General features: G+C 73.0%; 19 protein-coding genes. 12 read left to right on the top strand and 7 right to left on the bottom strand.

The genetic code is table 11. The features are described 5' to 3' along the window. The first annotated feature begins 15 nt into the window (after positions 1 to 15). From ABD268_RS13055 to ABD268_RS13040, 4 genes are all read left to right on the top strand, one after another. Positions 16 to 561: a GNAT family N-acetyltransferase gene (locus tag ABD268_RS13055; RefSeq protein ID WP_344152629.1), complete on the top strand. Its 546-nt coding sequence runs from the start codon at positions 16 to 18 to the stop codon at positions 559 to 561. 117 nt (positions 562 to 678) lie between these two features. Then, positions 679 to 897 carry a hypothetical protein gene (locus ABD268_RS13050; RefSeq protein WP_344152626.1) on the top strand — a complete coding sequence of 73 codons (219 nt, stop codon included), beginning with the start codon at positions 679 to 681 and terminating at the stop codon, positions 895 to 897. 43 nt (positions 898 to 940) lie between these two features. Further along, positions 941 to 1654 (top strand): AzlC family ABC transporter permease, encoded by a 714-nt coding sequence (locus ABD268_RS13045; RefSeq protein ID WP_344152623.1) that lies wholly within the window; start codon positions 941 to 943, stop codon positions 1652 to 1654. Continuing rightward, entirely contained in the window at positions 1651 to 1947 is a 297-nt protein-coding gene (locus ABD268_RS13040; RefSeq protein WP_344152620.1) for an AzlD domain-containing protein, read from the top strand. The genes ABD268_RS13045 and ABD268_RS13040 overlap by 4 nt, the downstream gene beginning before the upstream one ends. A gap of 76 nt (positions 1948 to 2023) precedes the next feature. On the opposite strand, the gene ABD268_RS13035 is transcribed toward ABD268_RS13040, so the two are convergent. Continuing rightward, a complete protein-coding gene (locus tag ABD268_RS13035; protein WP_344152617.1) occupies positions 2024 to 3625 on the bottom strand; it encodes a M4 family metallopeptidase in 1602 nt (533 codons plus the stop codon). A gap of 167 nt (positions 3626 to 3792) precedes the next feature. Next, positions 3793 to 4539: a 4-hydroxy-tetrahydrodipicolinate reductase gene (gene dapB, locus ABD268_RS13030; RefSeq protein WP_344152869.1), complete on the bottom strand. Its 747-nt coding sequence runs from the start codon at positions 4537 to 4539 to the stop codon at positions 3793 to 3795. A 95-nt stretch (positions 4540 to 4634) separates the two neighbouring features. On the opposite strand from dapB, the gene ABD268_RS13025 reads away from it, so the two are divergent. The 3 genes from ABD268_RS13025 (at position 4635) to ABD268_RS13015 (ending at position 6381) form a co-directional block, all read left to right on the top strand. Next, positions 4635 to 5150 (top strand): class I SAM-dependent methyltransferase, encoded by a 516-nt coding sequence (locus tag ABD268_RS13025; RefSeq protein WP_344152614.1) that lies wholly within the window; start codon positions 4635 to 4637, stop codon positions 5148 to 5150. Between the two features lie 80 nt (positions 5151 to 5230). After that, positions 5231 to 5833 (top strand): transposase, encoded by a 603-nt coding sequence (locus ABD268_RS13020; RefSeq protein ID WP_344152611.1) that lies wholly within the window; start codon positions 5231 to 5233, stop codon positions 5831 to 5833. After that, entirely contained in the window at positions 5830 to 6381 is a 552-nt protein-coding gene (locus ABD268_RS13015) for a hypothetical protein (protein WP_344152608.1), read from the top strand. The genes ABD268_RS13020 and ABD268_RS13015 overlap by 4 nt, the downstream gene beginning before the upstream one ends. Positions 6382 to 6388: 7 nt before the next feature. On the opposite strand, the gene ABD268_RS13010 is transcribed toward ABD268_RS13015, so the two are convergent. The 4 genes from ABD268_RS13010 to ABD268_RS12995 all read right to left on the bottom strand — a co-directional run bounded on the left by ABD268_RS13010 (position 6389) and on the right by ABD268_RS12995 (position 11060). Further along, complete coding sequence (locus ABD268_RS13010) at positions 6389 to 7768, bottom strand: M16 family metallopeptidase (RefSeq protein WP_344152605.1); 1380 nt, start codon at positions 7766 to 7768, stop codon at positions 6389 to 6391. A gap of 7 nt (positions 7769 to 7775) precedes the next feature. After that, positions 7776 to 9989 (bottom strand): polyribonucleotide nucleotidyltransferase, encoded by a 2214-nt coding sequence (locus ABD268_RS13005; protein WP_344152867.1) that lies wholly within the window; start codon positions 9987 to 9989, stop codon positions 7776 to 7778. Positions 9990 to 10347: 358 nt separating this feature from the next. Continuing rightward, positions 10348 to 10623: a 30S ribosomal protein S15 gene (gene rpsO / locus ABD268_RS13000; RefSeq protein ID WP_344152602.1), complete on the bottom strand. Its 276-nt coding sequence runs from the start codon at positions 10621 to 10623 to the stop codon at positions 10348 to 10350. Positions 10624 to 10811: 188 nt separating this feature from the next. Further along, a complete protein-coding gene (locus ABD268_RS12995; RefSeq protein ID WP_344152600.1) occupies positions 10812 to 11060 on the bottom strand; it encodes a DUF6458 family protein in 249 nt (82 codons plus the stop codon). A gap of 88 nt (positions 11061 to 11148) precedes the next feature. On the opposite strand from ABD268_RS12995, the gene ABD268_RS12990 reads away from it, so the two are divergent. Further along, on the top strand, positions 11149 to 13266 hold the full coding sequence (locus ABD268_RS12990) for a molybdopterin-dependent oxidoreductase (protein WP_344152598.1): 2118 nt from the start codon (positions 11149 to 11151) through the stop codon (positions 13264 to 13266). Positions 13267 to 13369: 103 nt separating this feature from the next. Here the strand turns inward: ABD268_RS12990 and ptsP are convergent, their stop codons facing one another. Further along, positions 13370 to 15085: a phosphoenolpyruvate--protein phosphotransferase gene (gene ptsP / locus ABD268_RS12985; RefSeq protein WP_344152595.1), complete on the bottom strand. Its 1716-nt coding sequence runs from the start codon at positions 15083 to 15085 to the stop codon at positions 13370 to 13372. A gap of 103 nt (positions 15086 to 15188) precedes the next feature. Between ptsP and ABD268_RS12980 the strand changes: the two genes are divergently transcribed. From ABD268_RS12980 to ABD268_RS12965, 4 genes are read left to right on the top strand one after another with little or no spacing between them, the layout of a single operon-like run. Next, positions 15189 to 15962 carry a DeoR/GlpR family DNA-binding transcription regulator gene (locus ABD268_RS12980; RefSeq protein ID WP_344152592.1) on the top strand — a complete coding sequence of 258 codons (774 nt, stop codon included), beginning with the start codon at positions 15189 to 15191 and terminating at the stop codon, positions 15960 to 15962. Then, entirely contained in the window at positions 15959 to 16918 is a 960-nt protein-coding gene (locus ABD268_RS12975; RefSeq protein WP_344152589.1) for a 1-phosphofructokinase family hexose kinase, read from the top strand. Before ABD268_RS12980 ends, ABD268_RS12975 begins: the two co-directional genes overlap by 4 nt. Positions 16919 to 16920: 2 nt before the next feature. Beyond that, complete coding sequence (locus ABD268_RS12970; protein WP_344152586.1) at positions 16921 to 19017, top strand: PTS fructose transporter subunit IIABC; 2097 nt, start codon at positions 16921 to 16923, stop codon at positions 19015 to 19017. Between the two features lie 52 nt (positions 19018 to 19069). Then, positions 19070 to 19327, top strand: a complete 258-nt coding sequence (locus tag ABD268_RS12965; protein ID WP_344152583.1) for an HPr family phosphocarrier protein — start codon at positions 19070 to 19072, stop codon at positions 19325 to 19327. Positions 19328 to 19390: the final 63 nt, after the last annotated feature.

Genomic DNA, 19390 nt, shown 5'->3' with positions numbered 1-19390 from the left:
TGGTTGGATGGCCCCATGAGCAGCCCGACCTCCGACGTCTCCGTGCGCGTGGCCTGGGCCGACGACGCCCCCGCGATCGCCGAGCTGCAGCTGCGCGCCTGGCGCCACAAGTACGCCGGGCTGGTGCCCCCCGAGGCCCTGCCGGACGACGTGGAGGCCGCCGCGGCCGCGTGGCGCGCGTCGATGTCGAAGCCCGGCGACGCCCGCAACCGGGTGCTGGTAGCGCTGGAGCGCAACCGGGTCGTCGGGTTCGCGATCACCTCCCCCGCGGGCGACCCGGACTGCGACCCCGTCGCCGACGCCGAGATCCAGGAGCTGACCGTCGACCCGACGGAGCGCGGCCGTGGCCACGGCTCGCGGCTGCTCCAGGCGGCCGTCGACACCATGCGGGCCGACCGCTTCACCCGGTCGGTCCTGTGGGCGATCTCCACGGACGACGCGCTGAGGGGATTCCTCACCGGTGCCGGTTGGGCCGCCGACGGGGCGCACCGCGAGCTGGACCTCGACGGCGACGGGGCCACCCTCGTCCGCGAGGTGCGTCTGCACACGGCCCTGGACTGAACCACGGCGATTTCCCCCATTCTGCCCCTTGATTTTTCGGCGCCGGGGGCGACGATGGAGGTCGGCCGCCGCGGCACCCATCCCAGGGCGCCGCGGCCCGCCTGGAACGGGGTTCTCGTGTTCGGTCCACTGCCACAGCTCCACCGACTCCTGCTGGTCGCCGCCGCGCTCCTGGTCGGCATCGCGTCCGGCGCCTGGGTCGCGCACTTCACGCCGCTGCCGGTCGCGGCGTCCGTCGGCGCGCTGGTGGGCGCCGTCGCCGGGGTCCTGCTCGCCTACGCGCTGGTCCACGACTTCCACGCCCGCGCACGGCCGCTCCGGGTGCGCCGGCACTGACGCCGGCGCCGCCACCGGCGCGGGGCGTTGTTACGGTCGGCCCGTGTCCGAGGAGACCCTGAGCGCCGCCGAGCGCACGGCGATCCTCCGCGACAGCCTCGGCGTCGGGCTCGCCACCGGCGCGTACGGCGTGTCCTTCGGCGCCGTCTCGGTCGCCGCCGGGCTCTCGGTCGCGCAGACCTGCGCGCTCTCACTGGTGATGTTCACCGGGGCCTCCCAGTTCGCCTTCGTCGGCGTGCTCGCCGCCGGGGGGACGCCGTTGTCCGGCGGGCTCACCGCCCTGCTGCTCGGCACCCGCAACACGCTCTACGGCCTGCGGCTCGCTCCCCTGCTCCGCTGGCGAGGCGTCCGCCGCCTGCTGGCCGCCCAGGTGCTGATCGACGAGTCGACCGCGATGTCGATGACCCGGCCGACGACCGCCGCGGCCCGGGTCGGCTTCCTCGGCACCGGGGTGTCGATCTTCGTGCTCTGGAACCTCGCGACCTTCCTCGGCGCCATCGCCGGCCGCACGCTGGGTGACCCCCGCAGCTACGGCCTCGACGCAGCCGTCGGTGCGGCGTTCCTCGCCCTGCTCTGGCCCCGTCTCACCGATCTGCGCAACCGCCTCGTCGCCCTCGCGGCGGCCGCTGTCGCCCTCGGCATCGTCCCGGTCTCCCCCGCCGGCGTGCCGGTGCTGGCCGCGGCCGGGGTGGCGCTGCTGGCCGGGGTGCTGACCCGTCAGCCGGACCCGACCGAGTTCCCGGAGCCGCCACGATGACCTGGGCTGCCATCCTGCTCGCCGGCGCCGGGTGCTACCTGCTCAAGCTCGCCGGACTGTCGGTGCCCCCGCGCGTCCTCCAGCGGCCGGCGGCCGAGCGGGTCGCCGACCTGATCCCGGTGGCGCTGCTGGCCGCGCTGGTGGCCGTCCAGGTCTTCGCGCAGGGCCCGCACCTGGTGCTCGACGCCCGGGCCGCCGGGCTCGCGGTCGCGGTGGGGCTGCTGGTGCTGCGGGCACCGTTCCTCGTGGTGGTCTTCGGGGCCGCCCTCACGGCCGCCCTGCTGCGGCTCTGAGCGCCCCGGGCAAGGACGAGGGCCCGCACCCGTGTGGCGGGTGCGGGCCCTCCCCCCGTTCGTGGGGTGGAGCGGGTCAGCTGACGTTGACCGCACTCCATGCGGCGGCGACCGCGTTGTACTGCGTGCTGCCGGCGCCGTACAGGTCCTTGGCCGCATTCAGGGTCGCGGTGCGAGCCCCGGAGTAGTCGGTGCTGGAGGTCATGTAGACCGTCAGCGCGCGGTACCAGATGTCCGATGCGGCGGTGCGGCCGATCCCGGTCACCGTCAAGCCGTTGCAGGTCGGGCTGTTGTAGGACACCCCGTTGAGGGTCTTCGCCCCCGACCCCTCGGCGAGCAGGTAGAAGAAGTGGTTGCCCACCCCGGAGGAGTAGTGCACGTCGTCCTGGCCGACCAGCGTGGACCAGCAGTCGTACGACGCACCGTCACTGCTCGGCTTGTCCATCCGGCGGAAGCCGGAGTGGTTCGTGAGGTCGAACTCCTCGCCGATCAGGTAGTCGCCGGGGTCGTTGCTGTTGGCGGCGTAGAACTCGACCATCGTGCCGAAGATGTCGGAGGTGGACTCGTTGAGGCCGCCGGACTCGCCCGAGTAGGTCAGGCCGGCGGTGTTCTCGGTGACGCCGTGCGACATCTCGTGGCCGGCCACGTCGAGCGAGGTGAGCGGGCCGTAGTCGACGCCGTCACCATCGCCGTAGGTCATCTTGGTGCCGTCCCAGAAGGCGTTGACGTAGCCCGAGCCGTAGTGGACCCGGTTGTAGGAGCCGGTGCCGTTGCCGAAGATCCCGTTGCGACCGTAGGTGGACTTGTAGAAGTCCCACGTCATGTCGGTGCCGTACTGCGCGTCGACCGCGGCGGACTCCCGGCTGCTCGTGGCGCCGTTGCCGAACTGGTTGTCGGGGCTGGTGAACAGGGTGCCGGTGGCGCAGCCGCTGCCGAAGAGCTGGCACAGGTAGGAGTCGGACTTGTTGTTCATGTCGGTCGTGTAGGTGTTGCCCCGGGTCGGGTCCTTGAGCTGGTACGTCGAGCCCGAGAGCGTCAGCTGCAGCGGCACCGTGCCGCCGTACAGCGACTGCCCGGAGCCGTCGACGGTCTCGATCTGCTCCTCACGACCCAGGACCGAGCCGGTGCGCGCGTCGACGTAGGTGGCGAGCCGGCTGGGCGTGCCGTCCTCCTGCACGCCACCGGTGAGCACCTCCCAGGCGAGCCGGGGGGTGCCGCCGGTCGCGTCGACCACGAGCCGCGGGTCGCCGGCGGCCCGCATGTTCGCGATCGTCCGCGTGGCCCTCGCCGGGGCGAGGGCCACCGCGGAGGCCCGGACGGCGGTCACGGCCGGGGTCGTGGAGAGGTGCAGCGGGGCCGGCAGCGTCTGGCTGACGCCCCGCCAGCCTGCCTGGGCGCCACGGTGGACGACGAGGTCCCCGCCGAGCACCGGCACGCCGTCCAGCGTGCGCTGCATCCGCACGTGCGTGCTGCCGTCGGGGTCGGTGATGGTGTCGGTGACCCGGAAGTCCTGCCCCGCGGTGTCTCGGGCGGCCACGGGGTGCTGCTGGAGTGCCGCGACCGCCTCCGCCGCCGTTCCCGGCGTGCGGGCGGTCTCACCGCTGGCGGTCCCGGCCTGCACCCCGATGGTGCCGGCGGCCAGCACCGCGGCGGTGGCGAGCCCCAAAGTCCTGCGCATGTAGATCCCTCTCGTCGTACCCGAAGTTGACTGGCCCCGCCCCCGGGGGGCGAAGGGCCTGCAGAGCCTTGCAAGGGCACAACGACGGAGGGAACGAAGCGTCACCTGCAGGTTCGTGCAACGCAGGAACCTGCAGGTACCGAGGGGCGATCAGTCCAGGTCGAGGCTCAGCCCAGATCCAAGAAGTTCTCGAGGCCGACCGTGAGGCCGGGGTGCGCCGCGATCGCGCGCAGCCCGGTCAGCACGCCGGGGGTGAAGGAGGCGCGGTCCATCGAGTCGTGCCGGATGGTGAGGGTCTCCCCCACGCCACCGAGGATGACCTCCTGGTGGGCCACCAGGCCGCGGATCCGCAGGCCGTGCACCCGGATGCCCGCGACGTCCGCGCCCCGGGCGCCGTCCAGGGCCGTGCTCGTCGCGTCGGGGACCGGGCCGCAGCCCGCCGCGGCCCGGGCCGCGGCGATGAGCTCCGCCGTACGCCGCGCGGTGCCGGAGGGCGCGTCGGCCTTGTCCGGGTGGTGGAGCTCGACGACCTCCACGGACTCGTAGAACGGGGCCGCGACGGCGGCGAAGCGCATCATCAGGATCGCGCCGATGGAGAAGTTGGGGGCGATCAGCACGCCGGTCCCCGGGGAGTCCGCGAGCCAGCCGCGCAGGGTGTCGAGTCGCCCGTCGTCGAAGCCGGTGGTGCCGACCACCGCGTGGACTCCGTGCCGCACGCAGAACTCCAGGTTGTCCATCACCACGTCGGGATGGGTGAAGTCGACGACGGCGTCGGCACCCGCGGAGACCAGGTCCTCGATCGCGTCGTCCGCGTCGATCCGCGCCACCAGCTCGAGGTCCTCGGCGGCCTCGACCGCCCGGCACACCTCGGAGCCCACCTTGCCGCGGGCGCCCAGCACGCCCACCTTCGCCACGTTCTGCTTCGCACTCACCCGCCACAACCTAGGCCATCCCCCGTCGCGGCGAGGGTCGGTGACTGCGCCGCGGACCTTCTGGCAGGCTGTGACCCATGGTGGTGCAGACGATTCCGGCACGGATCCGCTGGGCAGTCGATCTCATGGACGTCCAGCCCGCGGACCACGTGCTCGAGATCGGGTGTGGCCCCGGGGCCGGCGCGGAGCTGATCTGCAGCCGGCTGCAGACCGGCAAGATGTTCGCGATCGACCGCTCGGAGTCCGGCGTGGACCGGACCAAGCGGCGCAACGCGAAGTTCGTCGAGGCCGGCCGGCTGACGGTGCGCCAGATCGACCTGGCCACGCTGCGGGTGCCCGTGAAGCGCCTGAACAAGGTGTTCGCCTTCAACGTGAACCTGTTCTGGGTCCGCGAGTGCCCCGACGAGATCGCCCTCCTGCACGAGCGGGTGCTGCCGGGCGGTGCGGTCTTCCTGTTCTACGAGGCCAACCGCGCCGAGCTCGTCCCCACGATCGTCCAGAAGGCCTCCGCGGCCCTCTCCGGTGGCGGCTTCCGGGTCTCGGTCGTGGAGCAGAAGGCCCCGGCCGTGGTCGGCATCATCGGCCGACGCTGAGGCTATTCCCTTAGGTCGGGATTGCATTAGGCCATTCCCTAATGTACGGTCGGCATCAGATCGAGACCGAGGAGACCGCCGTGCCCGTTGCCGTCCTGACCGTGGACCAGCGCGGCAGCCGCACCAGCGACGACCGGGTCCCGGCCACCCTCGAGGCGCTCGCCGGCGCCACGCTGCTGCGCCCCTTCGAGCGCACGGCCGGCGACGAGTTCCAGGGCGTCCTGGCCGAGCCGGGAGCCCTGGCCCCGGTCGTGGAGGCGCTGCTGCGCGAGGACGCCTGGAACATCGGCATCGGCGTCGGCGAGGTCGAGGAGCCGCTGCCGGCCCATGCCCGGGCGGGCCGCGGCGCGGCGTACCTCCGGGCCCGCGACGCGGTGACCGCAGCCAAGAACAGCCCCTGGCGCTTGCGCGTGGTCGGTGACGCCGCGGGCGTCCGGGCCCTGGAGACGGCGCTGTGGCTGTGGGCGGCCGTGCTGGCGAGACGGACCGCCCGGGGCTGGGAGGTGGCCGACCTCGTCGACCAGGGGCTGTCCTACGAGGAGGCGGGTCGGCGCCTGGGCATCAGCCAGTCGGCGGTCAGCCAGCGCGCCCAGGCCGCCGGGATCGTCGAGGGCCGGCGCGCCCGCGAGCTGGTCACGCACCTGGCCTCCGGCCTGCTCGACGGTGCGGAGGCCCCGGCGTGAGCGCCGACAACTACGGGCAGCTCGTGGTCGCGCTCCTCGCGGCCGCCCTGGTGGCGGCGTCCTGGGGCTGGTCGCGGCTCGGGGCCCGGGTCTGGACACCGGCCGCCCTCGCCCTGCTCGCGGCGGCCGCCGCGGTCGCCGCCGTGCCGGCCGAGGTGGCCCTGGACGGCCGCGGCGGACGCGCCGCCCTCGCGACCGTGGCCGGAGCGCTGGCCGTCGTCGGCGGCGGCCCGGTCACCGCCCGGGTCTTCGCGCTCGTCGACCGCGGCGAGACGGCCGCGCAGTCGATGGACCGCGCGGGCCAGGTGCTCCGGGGTGGGGCCTGGATCGGGGCGCTGGAGCGCGCCGCGATCTTCGCCTCGCTCGTCGGCGGCTGGCCCGAGGGGCTGGCCGTGGTGCTGGCCCTCAAGGGCCTGGGCCGCTACCCCGAGCTGCGGGCCGCCGAGGACGGCGTCCGCACCGGCGCCGCCGAGCGGTTCATCATCGGCACCTTCACCAGTGTCCTCTGGGCCGCCGCCTGCGCCGGCGTCGTCGTCCTGGTCGTGTGACCCCCGGTCAGCGGGGTCCGACCACGGCGAGCACCTCGGACCGGGAGAAGACCTCGGCGGCGATCTCGCGGATGTCCTCCAGGGTTACCCCGTCGATCCGTGCGATCACCTCGTCGATGCTCAGCAGCTCGTCGTAGACCAGCTCGGCCTTGCCGATCCGTGACATCCGGGAGCCGGAGTCCTCCAGGCCCAGCACGAGCCCGCCGCGCAGCATGCCCTTGCCCCGGGACAGCTCCTCGGCGCTGATCCCGTCGGCCGCCACCTTCGCGAGCTCGGCACGGACCACGGCAAGCACGTCGTCGAGCTTGCTGGGCAGGCAGCCCACCGAGACCCCGACCAGGCCGGAGTCGGCGTGGTGGCTGGCGAACGAGTAGACCGAGTAGGCGAGGCCGCGGTGCTCCCGCACCTCCTGGAAGAGCCGGCTCGAGGTGCCGCCACCCAGGGCGGTGTTGAGGACGCCGAGCGCGAATCGGCGGTCGTCCTGGCGGGCGAGCCCCTCCATGCCGAGCACCACGTTGACCTGCTCGAAGGGCCGGGTCGCCTCGATGGTGCCGGGCGTGACCCGGCGCGGCCGGGCGACGTGGCGCGGCGCGACCGGCGCCTCCTCCCGGTCCAGCCAGCCGTTGCGACCGAAGGCCTTGCGCACCTGGCGGACCAGCGCGGTGTGGTCGACGTTCCCGGCAGCGGCGACGACCATGGTCGCCGGCCGGTAGTGCCGGCGGTAGAACCGCGCGACCTGCTCGCGGGTCAGCGCGGTGATCGACTCCTCGGTGCCGGCGATCGGACGGCCGAGGGGCGAGTCGCCCCAGGCCTGCGCCGCGAACAGGTTGTGCACCACGTCGTCGGGGTCGTCGTCGTGCATCGCGATCTCGTCCAGGATCACGTCACGCTCGGCCTCGACGTCCGCGGGCTCCAGCCGCGAGCTGGTGATCATGTCGCCGAGCACGTCGACCGCCAGCGGCAGGTCCTCGTCGAGGACCCGCGCGTGGAAGCAGGTGTACTCCTTGGCGGTGAAGGCGTTGAACTCGCCGCCCACCGCGTCGAGGGCGATCGAGATGTCCAGCGCCGAGCGCTCCGCCGTGCCCTTGAACAGCAGGTGCTCGAGGAAGTGCGAGCAGCCGTGCAGCGCCGGCGTCTCGTCGCGGGAGCCGACGCCGACCCAGACCCCGATGCTGGCCGACCGGACGCCTGCCATCTCCTCGGAGATGACGCGCAGCCCGCCCGGCAGGACGGTACGGCGTACGCGCGAGGTGACCTGCCCCGCGCCGTCGGTGACCGTCTGCAGGGTCCGGGTGGTCCCGCTCTTGCGGGCCTTGGTGGAGGTAGAACCGGACGACCGGCCAGCAGAAGCCTGCTGGCCGGTCGTCGGAGCGTTGAGCTTGCTCACGCAGTGATCACTCCGCTGCCTCGTCCTCGGCCGGCTCGGCCGCGGCCTCGGACTCCTCGACCACGGGGATCAGGGACAGCTTGCCGCGGTCGTCGATCTCGGCGATCTGGACCTGGATCTTCTGGCCCACCGAGACGACGTCCTCGACGGCGTCGACGCGCTTGCCACCGGCCAGCGGGCGCAGCTTGCTGATGTGCAGCAGGCCGTCCTTGCCGGGCATCAGCGAGACGAACGCGCCGAAGTTGGTCGTCTTCACCACGGTGCCGAGGTAGCGCTCGCCGACCTCGGGCATCGTCGGGTTGGCGATCGCGTTGACGGCGGCGCGGGCGGCCTCCGCCGCCTCGCCGTTGGTGGCACCGATGTAGACGGTGCCGTCGTCCTCGATCGACAGCGTCGCGCCGGTGTCGTCCTGGATCTGGTTGATCACCTTGCCCTTGGGGCCGATGACCTCGCCGATCTTGTCCACGGGGACCCGGACGCTGATGATGCGCGGGGCGTGGACCGACATCTCCTCGGGGGTGTCGATGGCCTCGGCCATGACGTCGAGGATCGCCATGCGGGCGTCCTTGGCCTGGGTCAGCGCCTGGGCGAGGACCTCGGCCGGGATGCCGTCCAGCTTGGTGTCGAGCTGCAGCGCGGTGACGAACTCCCGCGTGCCGGCGACCTTGAAGTCCATGTCGCCGAAGGCGTCCTCGGCACCGAGGATGTCGGTCAGCGCGACGTACTCGGTCTTGCCGTCGACCTCGCCGGAGATCAGGCCCATGGCGATACCGGCGACGGCCGCCCGCAGCGGGACACCGGCCTGGAGCAGCGACAGCGTCGAGGCGCAGACCGAGCCCATCGAGGTCGAGCCGTTGGAGCCCATGGCCTCGGAGACCTGGCGGATCGCGTAGGGGAACTCCTCGCGGGTGGGCAGCACCGGCATCAGCGCCCGGCCGGCCAGCGCGCCGTGACCGATCTCGCGGCGCTTCGGCGAGCCGACGCGGCCGGTCTCACCGGTGGAGAACGGCGGGAAGTTGTAGTTGTGCAGGTAGCGGCGGCTCGTCTCCGGGGAGAGCGTGTCGAGCTTCTGCTCCATGGTCAGCATGTTCAGCGTGGTGATGCCCAGGATCTGGGTCTCGCCGCGCTCGAACAGCGCCGAGCCGTGCACCCGCGGGATCACACCGACCTCGGCGTGCAGCGGACGGATGTCGGCGAGGCCGCGGCCGTCCATGCGCACCTTGTCGCGGAGCACCCGCTCGCGGACGAGCTGCTTGTTCAGCGAGCGGAAGGCCGCGCCGATCTCCTTCTCGCGGCCCTCGAAGTCACCGGCCAGCTTCTCGAGCAGGCCGGCCTTGATCTCGTCGAGCTTGTCCTCGCGCTCCTGCTTGGGGCCGATGGTCAGCGCGGCTGCGGTCTCGGTCTTCACCGCGGCCTCGACGGCGGCGTACACGTCGTCCTCGTAGTCGAGGAAGATCGGGAACTCCTGGACCGGCTTCGCGGCCTCCTTGGCGAGCTCGACCTGCGCGTCGCAGAGCTGCTTGATGAACGGCTTTGCCGCGTCGAGGCCGCCGGCGACGATCTCCTCAGTGGGGGCCTGGGTGCCGGACTGGACCAGGTTCCAGGTCTGCAGGGTGGACTCGGCCTCGACCATCATGATCGCGACGTCGCCGGTCTCGGTGACCCGGCCGGCCACGACCATGTCGAAGACGGCGTCCTCGAGCTGGCTGTGCGTCGGGAAGCCGACCCACTGGCCATCGATCAGGGCCACCCGCACGCCACCGACCGGGCCGGAGAACGGCAGGCCGGAGAGCTGGGTGGAGATCGAGGCGGCGTTGATCGCGAGCACGTCGTACGGCGTGTCGGGGTCGAGCGCGAGGACGGTGATGACGACCTGGACCTCGTTGCGCAGGCCCTTCTTGAAGGTCGGGCGCAGCGGACGGTCGATCAGGCGGCAGGTGAGGATGGCGTCCTCGGAGGGGCGACCCTCGCGGCGGAAGAACGAGCCGGGGATGCGACCCGCGGCGTACATCCGCTCCTCGACGTCGATCGTCAGGGGGAAGAAGTCGAAGTGGTCCTTGGGGTGCTTGCCGGCCGTCGTGGCCGACAGCAGCATCGTGTCGTCGTCGAGGTAGGCGGTCACCGAGCCGGCGGCCTGACGGGCCAGCAGGCCGGTCTCGAACTTGACGGTGCGAGTGCCGAACTTGCCGTTGTCGATCACGGTCTCGACGGCGGAGATCACGGGACCCCCGGCGTTGGAGTCAGTCAAAGGGGTTCATTCCTATCGATTCGCGGAGCGATCCGCGGCGTCCCGCTCGAGGGGCGGGGCTCGAAGAGCTCGAGGTTCCCGCCGGGTCCCTTCCCTGGCATTTTCCCGGAAGGGGGCCGGTCTTCGATCGAGGCCCGCAGCCCGTGTCGGTGTCGACCTTGTCGAGACCGGACCCACGTCTGAGAGCCACTACCGAGGACCGGGCCGAAACGTGCGGGTCGCTCCTGGTTGCTGATGCGTTGTTTCAGTTGTGTGCTTCAGGTCCGACCCTAGCGGTTACGGACCGAAATGTGACGGGAGCGGCTGCCCGGACGGGCAGCCGCTCCTCAGGTCATCGACGCAGGCCGAGACGCTCGACGATCGAGCGGTAGCGCTCGATCTCGGTCTTCTGCAGGTAGTTCAGCAGGCGACGGCGCTGACCGACGAGCAGCAGCAGGCCACGACGGCTGTGGTGGTCGTGCTTGTGCGTCTTCAGGTGCTCGGTGAGGTGGCTGATGCGGTGGCTGAGCAACGCGATCTGCACCTCGGGCGAACCGGTGTCGCCCTCGGTCGTGGCGTGCTCGGCGATGATCTTCTTCTTGGTCTCCGCGTCGGTACCGATCGACATGCGGGGCTCCTTCCGGTTCTCTGCTGCGCGGCGCGCCGGGGCCTGTTCACCCGGGCACTCTGGATCCGCGGCCGTTGGACGGCAGTCGCCCGCACTCGGGCAACCGGAAGAGACTACCAACGCCCGGACGGGACCGCCGAATCGCGGTCCCGCACCGGGCGCCGGGGTGCTGTGCGAAGGAGCGTGGCTCAGACGGCCGGGGGCGGCACGTCGTCGCGGCGCTCGGTGACCGTGCGCGAGCCGTCGGCGTGAGTCGTCACGGCGGCGGAGCGCCGGGCCCGGTTGGCCTGCACCGCGGTGAGCACGATGACCAGCGCGCCGGCGAGCGTGAGGATCCAGCCGACCATGGTCAGGTCCACGCCGCTGAGCGAGTCCGTGACCGCGAGCGCCAGGATCAGGCCGAGCGCGAGCAGGAAGACTCCGAGTCCGTATCCCATCGGTTTCCCTTCGTTGTGCCGCCCCGGTGGGGCGGATCTGAGGCAGGCTAGCGGGCTCGTACCCCGTCGGGGGTGCGACGATGCCGTGGTGGAGACCACTCGGATCGGCGTGTGCAACCTGTGCGAGGCCATCTGCGGCCTCCGGATCACCCTCGAGGACGGCGTGGTGACCGGCGTGCGCGGGAATCCGGACGACCCGCTGTCGCGGGGGCACATCTGCCCGAAGGGTGTGGCGATCGCCGACGTCCACGCGGACCCCGACCGGCTGCGCCGTCCGGTACGCCGGGTCACCGGCGCCTCCGGGGAGACCTCCTGGCAGGAGATCGGCTGGGACGAGGCCCTCGACCTCGCCGCCGAGGGGATCGCCGCCTCCGTCAACCGGCACGGCCGGCAGGCCCTCGGCATCTACCTCGGCAACCCCAACGTGCACAGCCTGGGGGCGATGACGCACGGGACGGCGATGGTCCGGGGCTTCCGGACCCGCAACACCTTCAGCGCCACGTCGGTCGACCAGCTCCCCCACCAGCTCGTGGCCCACCTGATGTACGGCCACCAGTTGCTCCTGCCGGTCCCCGACATCGACCGCACGTCGTACTTCCTGGTGTTCGGGGCCAACCCGATGGCCTCGAACGGCTCCCTCATGACGGTGCCCGACTTCCCGGGTCGGCTGCGCGAGCTGAAGGCCCGCGGCGGGCGGATGGTGGTGTTCGACCCGCGGCGCACCGAGACCGCCCGGGTCGCCACCGAGCACCACTTCGTCCGGCCGGGCACCGACGCGCACGTGCTGCTGGCGATGGTGCAGGTGCTGGTCGCCGAGGGCCTGACCCGGCCCCCGTCGTACGTCGAGGGGCTGGACGCCGCGGTCGCGGCCGTCGCCGACTTCACCCCGGAGCACGCCGAGGCCGCCAGCGGCGTGCCCGCGGAGGAGATCCGCCGTGTTGCCCGGGAGTACGCCGCCGCCGACGGCGCGGTGGCCTACGGGCGGGTCGGGGTCTCGACGCACGCGTTCGGCACGGTCTGCCAGTGGGCGGTCCAGCTGCTCAACCTGCTGACCGGCAACCTCGACCGGGTCGGCGGCGCCATGCTGACCTCGCCGGCGATCGACGCGGTCGGCACCGGGCTGATCGGGCGGGGCCACCACGACCTGTGGCGCAGCCGCGTCCGCGGGCTGCCTGAGTTCGCCGGGGAGCTCCCGGTCGCGGCGCTGCGCGAGGAGATCGAGACGCCGGGCGACGGGCAGGTCCGGGCCCTGCTGACGCTGTCCGGGAATCCCGTCCTCTCCACCCCGGACGGGGCTGCGCTGGACCGCGCGCTCGACGGGCTCGACTTCATGGTCGCGGTCGACATCTACGTCAACGAGACCACGCGGCACGCCGACGTGATCCTGCCGCCGACCACGGCGCTCGAGCGCGACCACTACGACCTGGTCTTCCACCTGCTCGCGGTGCGCAACACCGCGCGGTTCACCCCGGCGGTCCTCGAGCCGGCGAAGGGCGCGCTGCACGACTGGCAGGTCTACCGCGAGCTGGCCCGTCGTACCGCTCGGCGGCTGGACGCCAGGCTGCCGCTGCGCCGGAGGCTCACGCAGCGTGCCCGGCTCTCCGCGAGCCCGACGCTCCTGATCGGCCTGCTGCTCCGGCGCGGCGGCTCGGGGGTCACCCTGCGCAGGCTCCGGGCCAACCCCTCCGGGGTCGACCTCGGCCCACTCCGCCCCGATCAGCTCCCGGGCCGCCTCCTGCGCCGGGACCACCTCGTCGACGCGGCGCCGGAGCTGGTGCTGGCGGACCTCGACCGGCTGCGCGCCCAGCCGACGCCGGCGCCCGACCAGCTGCTGCTCATCGGGCGACGGCACCAGCGTGACTGCAACGGATGGCTGCACAACGCCGAGCGGCTCACCCGGGGTCGACCCCGCCACCAGCTGCTGATGAACCCGCGCGACCTCGGCGAGCGCGGGCTGACCGACGGCGCCGTCGTCACCGTCTCCTCCCGGATCGGCTCGGTGCAGGTCGAGGTGCAGGCCAGCGACGACCTGATGCCGGGCGTGGTGTCGCTCCCCCACGGCTACGGGCACGGCCGGCCCGGCTCCCGGATGTCCCGGGCCGCGGAGGTCCCGGGCGTGTCGATCAACGACCTCACCGACCCGGCCATGCTCGACGTCTCGGGCAACGCCGCGTTCAGCGGGGTCCCGGTGACCGTGACCGCCTGAGCGGACCCCGGCCCGCGCCCCGGGCGGTGGGCCAGCCACCCATCACGCGGCAGGAACGGTGGCCCAGCCACCGCCGGCCACCCAGCAGGGCGGCCGGTGGAGCTCAGGAGTCGAGCAGCGCCAGCACTGCCTCCCGGGCCGCCCGCGGGTCCGAGGCGGCGAGGGCAGCCTCGGCCGCGTCCTCGCAGGTCTCCATCGAGACCGTCGCCAGCCGGGCGCCCACGGGCCGGACGGCGGCGGCCGCCATCGACAGCGAGGTGATCCCCATGCCGACCAGTGCGCAGGCCAGCAGCGGGTCGGCCGCGGCCTCACCGCACACGCCCACGGGCTTGCCCGCCCGGCGACCGGCCTCGGCCGTGATCGCGATCAGCTGCAGCACCGCGGGCTGCCACGGGTCCGTCAGGTGGGCGAGGTCGGTGGCCATCCGGTCGGCGGCCATCGTGTACTGGGTGAGGTCGTTGGTGCCGATCGAGAGGAAGTCGACGACCTCCAGCATCCGGTGCGCCAGGAGCGCGGCGCTCGGCACCTCCACCATCACCCCGGGCTTGAGGCCGCGGCTCCGGACGCCCTTCGAGAAGTCCGCGGCCTCGGCGACGGTCGCGACCATCGGGGCCATCACCCAGGCCTCGGTGCCGGTCTGCTCCGCCGCGGCCGCGATGGCGTCGAGCTGGCGCTCGAGCAGGGCGGGATTGCCGAAGGACAGCCGCAGCCCACGAACGCCGAGCGCGGGGTTCTCCTCCCCCTCGTGGGTCGCGAACGCGACCGGCTTGTCCGAGCCCGCGTCCAGGGTGCGGACCACGACGTACCGGTCCTTGCCGAAGGCACCCAGCACCTCGGCGTAGATCCCCGCCTGCTCCTCGACCGACGGCTCCTCCTTGCGGTTGAGGAAGCACAGCTCGGTCCGGAACAGGCCCACGCCCTCGACGGGGGCGTCGGCGGACGAGCGGGCCGAGTCGCCGTCGGCCACGTTGGCGAGCAGCTTGACCGGCGTGCCGTCGGCGGTCCGGCCGGGGCCGGTCCAGGACGCCAGCGCCGCCCGGGTCTCGCGGTCGGCCTCGACCCGGCGGGCAACCAGCGCCTCGTCGGGACGGGTCTCGACCGTGCCCGCGGTGCCGTCGACGAGCAGCGGTGTGCCGGCGGCGACCGTGAGGGCGCCGGCGGTGCCCACCACGCACGGGATCCCGAGCTGGCGGGCGATGATCGCGGTGTGGCTGGTGGGGCCGCCGCGCTCGGTCACGAGCGCCACCACGACGGCCGGGTCCAGGCCGGCGGTGTCGGAGGGTGCGAGGTCCTCGGCCACCAGGACCGAGGGGCGGTCGGGGGTCGGTACGCCGGGCTCGGGCTCACCGACCAGGTGGGCCACCACCCGGCGCTCGATGTCGCGGAGGTCGGTCACCCGCTCGGCCATCAGGCCGCCCATGCCGGTGAAGACCGTGACGAACTGCTCCACGCCCGCGTGCACCGCCGCCAGCAGCTCCTCGCCGGAACGGAGGGACTTGCGGACCGCGCCCCGCAGACCCTTGTCGCGGGCCAGGCCCGCGCTCGCGGTGAGGACCTCGGCCGCGGCACCCGCGGCGGCATCGGCCTTGCGCTGGAACCCGTCGGCGACGGCGGCGACCGCCCCGTCGTACGCGGCCAGTGCCTCCTCCTCGTCCAGGGCGGCGCCGTCGAAGGCCGCCACGGCGTCCGGGGAGACCTCGGCCCGGACGACAAGGGCGGGCCCGAAGGCCACGCCGGGCACCACCGGGGTGCCGTGCAGGAGGGCGGGCTCGTGCGCCTCGGAGGCGGAGCCGTGCGGGGCGTCGGTGCTGGTGACCATGGTCACAAGTTAACCCCTCGGACCCCTTGACAGTCAACACGTTCGGGCGTAAAACAACATATACACAGATTCATCCACCGGGCAGCACGAGAGGAGGACGCCGATGACCATGTACGCCGAAGAGCGTCAGCAGGCGATGGCCCAGCTCGTGGCCGAGCGCGGCCGGCTGTCGGTCACGGTGCTGGCCGAGCAGTACGACGTCACCACCGAGACGGTACGACGCGACCTCTCGACCCTCGAGCGCATGGGACTCGTCCGCCGGGTCCACGGCGGGGCGGTCCCGGCGAACAGCCTGGCCGTCATCGAGGCCGGACTGGTGGAGCGCGACGCGGCCAACACCGGCGAGAAGGACCAGATCGCCCGCGCGGCCCTGGACCTGCTGCCGCCGGCGGGCGCCACGATCCTGCTGGACGCGGGGTCGACGACCAACCGCCTCGCCAGCCTGCTCCCGCGCGACCTGCGGCTCACCGTGGTCACGCACGCCGTCCCCGTCGCCGCCCGGCTCGCGGGCAACCCCCAGGTCGAGCTGCACCTGCTGCCCGGCCGGGTCCGGACCACCACGCAGGCGGCCGTCGGGCCGGAGACCGTCTCCGCGCTGGCCAACCTCCGGGTCGACGTCGTCTTCCTGGGCACCAACGGGATCACCGCCGACCACGGGCTGACCACGCCGGACTGGGACGAGGCGGCGACCAAGCGCGCGATGGTGGCGAGCGCTCGGCGCAGCGTCGTGCTCGCCGACGCCAGCAAGATCGGCACGGAGTCACCCCACCGCTTCGCGTCGCTCGACGAGGTCGACGTCCTCGTCACCGACGACGCGATCAGCTCCGCCGACCGGCGGGAGCTCACCCGGGCAGGCCTGGAGGTCGTCGTCGCATGATCGTCACCCTCACCCCCAACCCCAGCCACGACCGCACGGTCGCCCTGGCCGGCCGCCTCGAGCGCGGCGCGGTGCAGCGCGCGGAGTCGGTCACGTCGCAGGCCGGCGGCAAGGGCGTCAACATCTCCCGGGCCTCGGTGTCCGCCGGGATCCCGTCCATCGCGGTGCTGCCCGCACCGGCCGAGGACCCGTTCGTGCTCGAGCTCCTCGCCGCCGGCATCGACTGCCGCCCGGTCCCGACCACCGGCACGCTGCGCGTCAACATCACGATCAGCGAGCCGGACGGCACCACCACCAAGCTGAACAGTCCCGGACCCACGGTCACCCCCGCCGTGCTGGGCGCACTCACGGAGTCACTGTTGCGCCGGGCCGCGTCCGCCGACTGGATCGTGCTCGCCGGCTCGCTGCCGCCGGGCGCCCCCGTCACGTGGTACGCCGAGCTGGTCGGCGCACTGCGCGAGCACGGCGCCCGCATCGCCGTGGACACCAGCGAGGCCCCGCTGCACGCCCTCGTCGACGCACTCCCCGCCAGCGCCCCCCACCTGATGAAGCCCAACGGCGAGGAGCTCGCCTCGTTCACCGGCGGCGACGCCGACCTGCTCGAGTCCGACCCGCAGGCCGCCGCGAAGGCGGCGCGGACCCTGGTCGACCGCGGCGTCGAGACCGTGCTGGCCACCCTGGGCGCCCACGGTGCGGTGCTGGTCACCGAGCACGGCGCCTGGCACGCCACTCCCCCGCCCACGTCGGTCGTCAGCACCGTCGGCGCCGGCGACTCCAGCCTCTTCGGCTACCTCCTCGGGGACGTCCGCAACCGGACCCCCGCCCAACGACTCGCACTCGCCGTCGCCTACGGCAGTGCGGCAGCCGGGCTGCCCGGCACGACCATCCCGCAACCCTCGCAGGTCACGCCCGAGCTCGTCTCGGTCCGCGACCTCGACCTCACCCAAGGAGGGTGACGATGTCCGACCTGATCACCACCGATCTGGTTCGCCTCGACGTTGACCTGGGCACCGACAAGCTCGACGTCATCCGGGCCCTCGCCGACGTGGTCGGGGGCGCGGGCCGCGCCACCGACACCGCCCGGCTGGCCGAGGACGCCCTCGCGCGCGAGTCGACCTCGACCACCGGGCTCCCGGGCGGCATTGCGATCCCGCACTGCCGCACGGCAGGTGTCGAGGACCCGACCCTGGTCTTCGCCCGCCTCAGCCCGCGCGTCGACTTCGGCGCCAAGGACGGGCCGGCCGACCTGGCCTTCCTGATCGCGGCCCCGGCGGGAGGCGACACCACCCACCTGCAGCTGCTGACCAAGCTCGCCCGCGCGCTGGTCAAGCCCGCGTTCACCGACGCGCTGCGCGAGGCGGAGACCCGCGAGGACGTCGTCGGGCTGATCGAGCACGAGCTCGGCCTCACCCCGGCTGCCAGCGCCGCGCCGGCGAAGGCGGCTGCGGCCGCCACGACCGGGGCCGCCGGGGCCGCCGCGGTCGCCGAGGCACCCGCCGGCACCACCACCGCCGGCGCGGCCGGCGGGCGTCGCAGCCTGGTCGCCGTCACCGCCTGCCCGACGGGCATCGCCCACACCTACATGGCCGCCGAGGCCCTGGAGGCGGCGGCCGCCCGGGCCGGCGTCGACATCCTGGTCGAGACCCAGGGGTCGGCCGGCTCGACCCCGCTCCACCACGACACGATCGCCGCGGCCTCGGCCGTGATCTTCGCCGTCGACGTCGGGGTCCGCGACCGGCACCGCTTCGCGGGCAAGCCGGTCGTCTCCTCGGGCGTGAAGCGTCCGATCGACGACGCCGACGCGATGATCGCCGAGGCGCTGCGGTACGCCGACGACCCGCACGCGCCCCGCGTGGAGGGCACCGTGTCGGCGGCCGAGGAGTCCGCGGGCGGCGAGAAATGGACCCACCACGTCCGCCGCATCCTGATGACCGGCGTGTCGTACATGATCCCGTTCGTGGCCGCGGGCGGTCTGCTGATCGCGCTCGGCTTCCTGTTCGGCGGCTACGAGATCGTCGGCCCCGGCGGCGACATCGTCGTCAAGAACACCCTGTGGAACCTCCCCGACCCCTCGGCACTCGGGCTCGACCACGCCCTGCTCGACAGCGGCTTCTTCGCCTACCTCGGGGCGATCTTCTTCGTCCTCGGTGCCACGGCGTTCAAGTTCCTGGTGCCCGCGCTGGCCGGCTACATCGCCTTCGCGATCGCCGACCGGCCCGGGATCGCCCCCGGCTTCGTGATGGGCGCCCTGGCCGTCGACCTGGCCGGCTTCGGCCTCCCCCAGAGCGGCTTCCTCGGCGGCATCATCGGCGGTGTCCTGGCCGGCTTCATCGCTCTCTGGATCACCCGCTGGAAGGTGGCGCCCTGGGCCCGCGGCCTGATGCCGGTCCTGCTCATCCCGCTGCTGACCACGCTGATCAGCGGCATCGTGATGCTCGTGGTGCTCAGCAAGCCGCTCGGCAAGCTGATGGACAAGCTCAGCGAGGGCCTGACGAACATGAGCGACAACTCGAGCCTGTCGATCCTGCTCGGCGTGATCCTCGGCCTGATGATGGCCTTCGACATGGGTGGTCCGCTCAACAAGGTCGCCTACGCCTTCGCGACCACCGGCCTCGCGGCGGCCGCGACCGCGTCCGACGCCCCCGAGCTGAAGGTCATGGCCGCCGTCATGATCGCCGGCATGGTGCCCCCGCTCGGGCTCGCCCTCGCGACCGTCGTCCGCCCGGGGCTGTTCAGCCTGCCCGAGCGGGAGAACGGCAAGGCGGCGTGGGCGCTCGGCGCGTCGTTCATCACCGAGGGGGCGATCCCGTTCGCGGCCGCCGACCCGCTGCGGGTCATCCCGTCCATCATGGCCGGCAGCGCGGTGGCCGGCGGACTGGCCATGGCCCTGGACGTCACCCTGCGGGCGCCGCACGGAGGGATCTTCGTCCTCTTCGCGGTCGGCCACACCTTCGGCTTCCTGATCGCCCTGGCTGCCGGGACCGTCGTCGCCGCCGCCTGTGTGGTCGCCCTGAAGTCGCTCGGTGAGAGCGACGCCGAGCTCGAGCCGGTCTGAGCCGGCCCCGACCACGCGTAACCTGCGAACCGTCCACCAACGAAGGAGAACCATGCCCACCAAGTCCGTCGTCGTCGGCTCGGCCGTCGGCCTGCACGCCCGCCCCGCCGCGATCATCTCGGAGGCAGCCGCCGACCTCGACCACGAGGTGCTCATCGGTCTCCCCGGTGACGAGGCGGTCGACGCCAGCTCGGCGCTGCTGATCATGACCCTCGGCGCCGGCAAGGGCGACACCGTGGAGGTGTCCGGGGACGACCAGGCCGCGGTCGACGCGATCGCCGCCCTGGTCGAGAAGGACCTCGACGCGTGAGGTGAGACGCGCCAGCGGATCAGCTCGTCGGTGGTCGAGCAAGCGGCGCGACTGAGCTTGCGA

It is taken from the genome of Nocardioides koreensis (assembly GCF_039531775.1).
Taxonomy (GTDB): domain Bacteria; phylum Actinomycetota; class Actinomycetes; order Propionibacteriales; family Nocardioidaceae; genus Nocardioides; species Nocardioides koreensis.
The sequence above is the reverse complement of the archived record's forward strand: the minus strand, read 5'-3'. Positions and strand labels throughout refer to the sequence as shown.

Coding starts and splice junctions, on each gene's coding strand:
- ABD268_RS13055 (WP_344152629.1), top strand. CDS start 16: ATGAGCAGCCCGACCTCCGACGTCTCCGTGCGCGTGGCCTGGGCCGAC.
- ABD268_RS13040 (WP_344152620.1), top strand. CDS start 1,651: ATGACCTGGGCTGCCATCCTGCTCGCCGGCGCCGGGTGCTACCTGCTC.
- ABD268_RS13035 (WP_344152617.1), bottom strand. CDS start 3,625: ATGCGCAGGACTTTGGGGCTCGCCACCGCCGCGGTGCTGGCCGCCGGC.
- ABD268_RS13025 (WP_344152614.1), top strand. CDS start 4,635: ATGGTGGTGCAGACGATTCCGGCACGGATCCGCTGGGCAGTCGATCTC.
- rpsO (WP_344152602.1), bottom strand. CDS start 10,623: ATGTCGATCGGTACCGACGCGGAGACCAAGAAGAAGATCATCGCCGAG.
- ABD268_RS12995 (WP_344152600.1), bottom strand. CDS start 11,060: ATGGGATACGGACTCGGAGTCTTCCTGCTCGCGCTCGGCCTGATCCTG.
- ptsP (WP_344152595.1), bottom strand. CDS start 15,085: ATGGTCACCAGCACCGACGCCCCGCACGGCTCCGCCTCCGAGGCGCAC.
- ABD268_RS12980 (WP_344152592.1), top strand. CDS start 15,189: ATGACCATGTACGCCGAAGAGCGTCAGCAGGCGATGGCCCAGCTCGTG.
- ABD268_RS12975 (WP_344152589.1), top strand. CDS start 15,959: ATGATCGTCACCCTCACCCCCAACCCCAGCCACGACCGCACGGTCGCC.
- ABD268_RS12970 (WP_344152586.1), top strand. CDS start 16,921: ATGTCCGACCTGATCACCACCGATCTGGTTCGCCTCGACGTTGACCTG.
- ABD268_RS12965 (WP_344152583.1), top strand. CDS start 19,070: ATGCCCACCAAGTCCGTCGTCGTCGGCTCGGCCGTCGGCCTGCACGCC.